The organism is Agromyces sp. NPDC056965 (assembly GCF_042673425.1).
GTDB lineage: Bacteria > Actinomycetota > Actinomycetes > Actinomycetales > Microbacteriaceae > Agromyces.
In genome coordinates this window covers 1-6685 of the sequence record NZ_JBHURI010000131.1, presented here as the reverse complement: position 1 = coordinate 6685, position 6685 = coordinate 1, and the positions used below count along the sequence as shown (strand labels likewise).

Annotated in this window: 7 protein-coding genes; 2 read left to right on the top strand and 5 right to left on the bottom strand. The window is 72.8% G+C overall.

Going from position 1 to position 6685, the window contains the following annotated elements; genetic code table 11:
- Positions 1–93: 93 nt before the first annotated feature.
- The 5 genes from ACFTQE_RS19570 to ACFTQE_RS19550 all read right to left on the bottom strand — a co-directional run bounded on the left by ACFTQE_RS19570 (position 94) and on the right by ACFTQE_RS19550 (position 3564).
- Positions 94–1296: a UDP-N-acetylmuramate dehydrogenase gene (locus ACFTQE_RS19570; RefSeq protein ID WP_376926636.1), complete on the bottom strand. Its 1203-nt coding sequence runs from the start codon at positions 1294–1296 to the stop codon at positions 94–96.
- Position 1297: 1 nt separating this feature from the next.
- Complete coding sequence (locus ACFTQE_RS19565; protein WP_376926635.1) at positions 1298–1723, bottom strand: MaoC family dehydratase; 426 nt, start codon at positions 1721–1723, stop codon at positions 1298–1300.
- Entirely contained in the window at positions 1723–2169 is a 447-nt protein-coding gene (locus ACFTQE_RS19560; RefSeq protein WP_376926634.1) for a MaoC family dehydratase N-terminal domain-containing protein, read from the bottom strand. Before ACFTQE_RS19560 ends, ACFTQE_RS19565 begins: the two co-directional genes overlap by 1 nt.
- Before the next feature lie 62 nt (positions 2170–2231).
- Positions 2232–2849: a DUF937 domain-containing protein gene (locus tag ACFTQE_RS19555; protein WP_376926633.1), complete on the bottom strand. Its 618-nt coding sequence runs from the start codon at positions 2847–2849 to the stop codon at positions 2232–2234.
- 100 nt (positions 2850–2949) lie between these two features.
- Positions 2950–3564: a TetR/AcrR family transcriptional regulator gene (locus ACFTQE_RS19550; protein WP_376926632.1), complete on the bottom strand. Its 615-nt coding sequence runs from the start codon at positions 3562–3564 to the stop codon at positions 2950–2952.
- A 174-nt stretch (positions 3565–3738) separates the two neighbouring features.
- On the opposite strand from ACFTQE_RS19550, the gene ACFTQE_RS19545 reads away from it, so the two are divergent.
- Together ACFTQE_RS19545 and ACFTQE_RS19540 are read left to right on the top strand one after the other, a co-directional pair.
- Entirely contained in the window at positions 3739–5025 is a 1287-nt protein-coding gene (locus ACFTQE_RS19545) for an MFS transporter (protein WP_376926631.1), read from the top strand.
- A complete protein-coding gene (locus tag ACFTQE_RS19540; RefSeq protein WP_376926630.1) occupies positions 5022–6641 on the top strand; it encodes an amidohydrolase in 1620 nt (539 codons plus the stop codon). Before ACFTQE_RS19545 ends, ACFTQE_RS19540 begins: the two co-directional genes overlap by 4 nt.
- The last annotated feature ends 44 nt before the right edge of the window (positions 6642–6685 follow it).

Below are 6685 nucleotides of genomic sequence, written 5' to 3'. Positions count from 1 at the left end.
CTGCCGGCCTGGCGGAGGTCGATTCGCGTCACCTCGCCGCCGAGGCGGGGGCCGGCGGAGCCGGTGGAGCCGGTGGAGCCGGTGGAGCCGGTGCTACAGTTCGAGGCCGACGAGCACGGGCTCGGGCCGCAGCACGATGCCGAACTCGGCCTGCACCCGCCCCTGCACGAACCGCGCGAGCGTCGCGACCTCGTCGGCCGTCGCGCCGCCGCGGTTCGTCAGCGAGAGCGTGTGCTTCGACGAGATCGCCGCGCGCGAGCCCGGCAGGGCGAAGCCGCGACGGATGCCCGAGTGCTCGATCAGCCAGGCCGCCGAGAGCTTCACGAGCGGTTCGGCGTCGACGGCCTCGACCACGGCGACATCGTCGCCGAACTCCTCGAGCTCCGCCTGGTGGGCGAGGAACGCCTCGAGCGGCGACGCCGAGGCGAGCGAGCCGAGCGGCGTCACCTCGTCGGGCGCCTCGGGCTCGACGTACCAGCGGGGCGCCGCCGCGGGAAGGGTGCGCGCGACGTGCTCGCCCACGATCGGGTTCGTGAAGAACGAGCCGGCGCTCACCGAATCGGGGTCGGCGGGATCGAGCACCATGCCCTTCGAGGCGCGGAGCGCGAGCACGCTGCCCCGCACGTCGGCGATAGCGACCCGGTCGCCCTGCTGCACGTGCAGGGCGTCGGCGAGCTGCCCGTACGCGATCGGCTGGCCGAGCGCCTCTCCGAGCACGGCGCGCTCGGCGGCGGTGTCGTGCAGTTCGAGCTCGACGGTCACGACGATACCCGCGAGCCCCTGCTTCAGCACCGATGTGCGGTAGCCGAGCTCGAGTTCGGCGGCCGTCATGCGGCGCGGTGCCGGGGCGCCCTCGTCGAGGAACTCGATCGCGACGAGCGTCGAGGCGAGCTCCTGCCCGTAGGCTCCGATGTTCTGCACGGGAGCAGCGCCCACCGAGCCGGGGATGCCCGAGAGCGCCTCGATGCCCGAGTAGCCGTGCTCGACCGTCCACGCGACGAGGTCGTCCCACGTCTCTCCGGCCTGCACGCGCAGCCGAACGGATGCCTCGGCCCCCGGAGCAGCGGGCAGCACCTCGATGCCGCGCGTGGCCACGCGGATCACGGTGCCCGCGAAGCCCTCGTCGCCCACGAGGAGGTTCGAGCCGCCGCCGAGCGCGAGCCATGCGTCATCCGTCGCCCAGGCCTCGGCCGCGAGGTCGACGAGGTCGCGCTGCGTCGTGGCGGTGACCAGCCGGCCGATCGGCCCGCCGACCTGCAGTGTCGTGAGGTCCGCGAAACGGATGTCGCCGCTCATGTCAGCCGAGTGCGACGCGCACTTGCGCCTTGCCGAGCACCGTGTCGCCGCCGAGCTTCACCGTGAGGTCGATGCGTGCGACCGTGGCGGCCTCGTCGAGCTGGCCGACCTTCGCGGTCACTGCGACGATCGCGCCGTCCTGCGGATCGACGATCACGGGGCGCGTGAAGCGCACCTGGTAGTCGACGACGCGGCCGGGGTCTCCGGCCCAGTCGACGACGGGCTGCACAGCGAGGCCCATGGTGAGCATGCCGTGGGCGAGCACGCCCGGCAGGCCGACCTCGGCGGCGATGTCGTCGCGGTAGTGGATCGGGTTGAAGTCGCCCGAGGCGCCGGCGTACCGCACGAGCGAGTCGCGGGTCAGCGGGATCGAGCGCTCGGCGACGACGTCGCCGACGGTCAGGGATGCGAATTCGGGGGCGGGCATCATTCGTCTCCTCGCACGACGAGGGTGGAGACGGCGGTGACGACGTGCGCGCCATCGGCGTCGGTGATGGCCGACTCGGCCGTGACAATCGAGTGGCCGCCGAGGCTCTTCACGCTCGCGACGGTGAGGGTCGCGGTGAGCAGGTCTCCGGCGACGATCGGCCGCGTCGACGTGAAGCGCTGGTCGCCGTGCACGACGCGCGAGAAGTCGATGCCCGACTCGGGATCGGCCAGCAGCTGGGCGAGCGTCCGCTCCTGCACGACGACGGCGAAGGTCGGCGGCGCGACGACATCGGCGTACCCGGCCGCGCGCGCGGCCTCGGGGTCGAGGTTGATCGGGTTCGTCGCGAACACGGCGCGGGAGAACTCGCGCACCTTCTCACGACCGACGAGGTACGGCTCGGCGGGCGGGAAGGTCCGCCCCTGGAGCTCCGGGTTCACTGGCACCCCGCCAGTCTAAGCGGGGGCGCACGGGCAGCGGAGGCCGCGGCATCCGCTGCCCTGGGCGCTCAGCGCTTGCCGCCGCCGAGGAGGCCGCCGAGCAGGTCGCCGAGGCCACCACCCGAGCTCGAGCCGCCCGAGCCGCCGCCGAGGAGGCCGCCCACGAGGCCGCCGAGGTCGATGCCGCCGCCCGACGAGCCCGAGCCGCCGCCGCCGAGGAGGCCGCCGAGCAGGTCGCCGATGCCGCCGCCCGACGACTCCGGCGCAGCAGCCTCCGCCGCCTCGGGCTTCTTGGTGAACTGCGCGGCGAGGAAGCTCAACACGATGGGCGCGAGGATCGGCAGGAGCTTGCCGATGAGGTCGCCCGCGCCGCCCTCCTTCTTGTCGAGCGCCGTGACGACCTTGTCGGTGTTGTCGCCGAAGACGTTCTTCACGATCTTCTTGCCGTCCTCCTCGTCGACGTCGGCGAGGTTCACCCCGCCCTCGATGAGCTTCGGGTCGTGCCCCGCAACGGCCTTCTGGAGCGAAGCGGCACCCGCGGGGTCGCTGGCGTTCGCGCCCATGCCGGCGAGCAGGGCGGGAAGGGCGTCGTTCACCGCCTGCTTCGCGGTCGCTTCGTCGACGCCGAGCTTCGCGGCGATGTCGCCGATCGGGAGGTTGGCGACGATGTCGTCGAGTGCAGCCATTCGGGTTCCCCATTCCGGCGCCCGCGATCGGGGCGTCCACCGATCACCGTATCGATACGGATGCCCCGCGGGAAAGTGCCATCCGAACGGCGGCGATCGCTCAGTCGAGATCGAGGCGGCCGAGGCGCAGCCGCAGGGCGTCGAGCAGCAGCTCGAGCCCGATCTCGAAGACCTGGTCGGAGCGTTCGCGACCCTTCGTCGCGAGTTCGAGGAGGCGCGCGAGCGAGGTCGTGGGCGTCTCGGGCTGCCAGATGTCGTCGGGCGACGCCAGGTCGAGGCCGAAGCCGAGCGCGAACGAGTCGAGGATCGCGATGACCGTGATCACCTCGTCGTCGGGGAACCCCGCCCCGACGAGGGCCGTGGCGAGGCGGTCGTAGCTCGCGATGACCGCGGGATGGGTGATCGTCTTCCCGACCAGGAGCGGCACGATCAGCGGGTGCTCGGCGTACATGCGGCGGGAGGCGCGCATCGTCTGTGTGACGACCTCGACCCAGTCGCCCTCCCGCTCCTCAGACAGGTAGGCCTCGCCGAGCCGGCCCCGCATGAGCTCGATGATGCCGTCGCGGCCGTCGACGTGGTTGTAGAGCGACGAGGGCGTCACGCCGAGTCGGCGGGCGAGCGCGTTGACGCCGAACGCCTGGCCGGAGTCGACGAGTTCGATGGCCGCGTCGGCGATGCGCTCGGTCGACAGCAGGGGCACTCTGGGTCTGGCCACGGCACCTCCTCGTTCGACGCCCCGATCAGCCTAGGGGCGGTCGTTCGAAATCCGCTCTTCCCATCTCGGGGACTCGTATGCATAATAAACGAACACCATTCACTTATCGCGACGACACCCCCTGCCGCGTCCGTCCCCTGCACATCGACGTGCCCCAGCCCCACGGAGACCTCTGTGTCCAACGACCTCACCGTTCGCGTGCCGCTCCGCCTGCCGAGCGCCACCGCGACCTTCACGATCGGCATCGCCGGCTACCTCGGTGTGAACCTCTCGCCGTACATGATCAGCGCCCTGCAGCAGGCGATCGGCGCCGACGTGCTCACCGCGAGCTGGATCATCACCGCGACGCTCCTCGCCACCGCCGTCACGGGCCTCGCCATCGCGCCGCTGTGCGCGGGCCCCCGCCGCCTCGCCGTCGCCCGCGCCGGTCTCGCGCTCTCGGTGCTCGGGTTCGCCACCGCGGCGCTCGTGCCCATGCCCGCGGCCGTCATCACCGGCCTCATCGTCGGCGGCATCGGCGCCGGCGGCGCCGTCGCCTCCGGCGGCGCCGCGATCGCCGCATTCACGAACCCCGACCGGGTGGCGGGCTTCAACGGCCTCGCCAACCGCGCCGTCGTCACGGTGATCCTTGCGATCATCCCGCTCATCGGCCTCGCACCGATCGACGTGTTCGGTGCGCTCGCGATCTTCTCCGTCGTCGGCCTCCTCGTGAGCGGCTGGCTCCCGGCAGCACCCGTCATCGCACCGAAATCGCCCGTGGCGGTCGCCGAGGCCCTGCCCGTCGAAGTGCCGCCGACCGCGGCCGTGCCTGCACTCGAAGCCGCTGCCGCGGCGTCGCGCGCCCTGCCGTCGCCCCGCGCCGTGAGGATCGCGGGCTTCACCCTGCTCGTCACGTTCGCCCTCTGGGCGGTCAGCGAGGACTCGCTCTGGGCCATGGCCGGTGTCATGGGCGGCGAGCAGGCCTCGCTCACGCCCGAGGGACTCGGCATCGCGCTCAGCGGTGCGACCGCGGGCGGCCTGATCGGCTCGGTGCTGCTCATGATCGTCGGCAACCGCCTCGGCCGGGCCGTTCCGCTCGCCGTGCTGCTCGTCGGCGGCGGCATCCTCAAGATCGTCGAGGGCTTCGTCACCGACCCCACGACCTTCATCGTCGTCTTCATCGCGTGGAACACGCTCTACGCCCTCGCGTTCATGTACTTCGTCTCGACCTCGTCGGCCCTCGACGCCGACGGCCGCTGGTCGGCGCCGCTGCTCGCCGTGTACCTCGTGGGCTCGAGCCTCACGCCCGTGATCGGCGCCGCCCTCGTCGAGGTCTTCGGCTTCCAGGGCTTCGCCGTGGTGCTCGGCGTCGCGAGCTTCGTGCTCGCCGTGCCGGTGGCCGCCGTCGCCGCCTTCTCGACCCGGCGCGAGCGCGCCGAGGCATCCGCTGCCGCCGCCGAACTCCAGGAGGTCCCCGCGTGACCCGCACGCTCGTCACCAACGCCCGCATCTTCACCGCCGACGACGCGAACGAGTGGGCGGAGGCCCTCGTCGTCGACGGCGGCACGCTCGCCTACGTCGGCGACGCGCAGGGCGCCCGCGAGGCTGCGGGCACGGATGCCGCGACGCTCGACCTCGACGGCCGGCTCGTGCTGCCCGGCTTCACCGACGCGCACACGCACCTCGTCATGATGGGCGAGGCGCTCGGCCGCGTCGGGCTCACCGACGCCCGATCGCTGGACGACATCCAGGCGCGTCTCCGCGCCGCCCGCGACGCCTCCCCCGATGCACCGCGCCTCCTCGGGCGCGGCTGGCTCTTCGACTCCGTGCTGGGCGGCGCCCCCACCGCGGCGATGATCGACGCCGTGGTCGCTGACGTGCCCGTCTACCTCGACGCGAACGACTACCACTCGGTGTGGGTGAACCGGGCGGCGCTCGCCGAGCTCGGCATCACGCGCGACACCCCCGACCCGATCGGCGGCTCGATCGGCCGCGATGCCGACGGCGAGCCCGACGGCATGCTCTTCGAGACGGCGGCCCAGCAGTTCGTGTGGAGCCACCTCGCCTCCATCACGACCGACGACGACCGCGACGCCGCAGTCGAGCGCACGATCGCCGCCTACCTCGCCACGGGCGTCACGGGCGTCGTCGACATGGCGTTCGACGAGCTCGGGCTCGCCGCGTTCCAGCGGGCCGCGGCACGACGTGGCGGCGCCCTGCCGATCCGCGTGGTCGGCCACTGGTTCGTGGCGAACACCGGCGACGATGCCGCGAACCTCGAGCAGGTGCGGCGGGCGGCCGGGCTGGCGGCCGAGATCGTCTCGCCGTGGCTGCGGGTCGCGGGCATCAAGCTCGTGCTCGACGGCGTCATCGACGCCTGCACGGCGGCCATGCGGCATCCGTACGCCGACGGCTCGAACGCCGACCCGATCTGGCCGCTCGACCGGTTGAAGCCCGTCGTCGCGGCGGCCGACGCCGCCGGCCTGCAGGTCGCGATGCACGCGATCGGCGACCTCGCGAGCGACCACGCGCTCGACTCGCTCGAGCACGCGCACGAGGTCAACGGCGAACGCTCCCGCCGGCACCGCATCGAGCACCTCGAGTACGCGGCACCGGGCACCGCCGAGCGGATGGCGCGGCTCGGCGTCACCGCATCGATGCAGCCCGTGCACGCCGACCCCGCCATCTGGGCGAACTGGGCCGCGATGCTCGGCGACGACCGCGCCGACCGCGGCTTCGCCTGGCCCGAGTACGTCGAGGCCGGCGCGCTGCTCGCGTTCTCGACCGATGCACCGACGGCTCCGCACGAGGCGCTGCCGAACATGTACGTCGCCGCGACCCGGCGGTCGGCGCTCGACCCGTCGTTCGGGCCGAACCAGCCCGAGTTCGCGCTGCCGCTCGCCCAGTCGATCGTGCACGCCACGCGCGACGCCGCGGCGTCGTGCGGCGAAGCCGGACTGCGCGGCAGCCTGACGGCCGGCCTCGCCGCCGACTTCGCGGTGCTCGACACCGACGTGTTCGCCGCCGGCGAGGAATCGCTGCTCAGCGCCAGGGTCGTGCGCACGGTGGTGGCGGGCGAAATGGTCTACGAGGCCTGACACGCACGACAGACAGAACGAGGCCGCCCCCTGGTGTCGCAGGG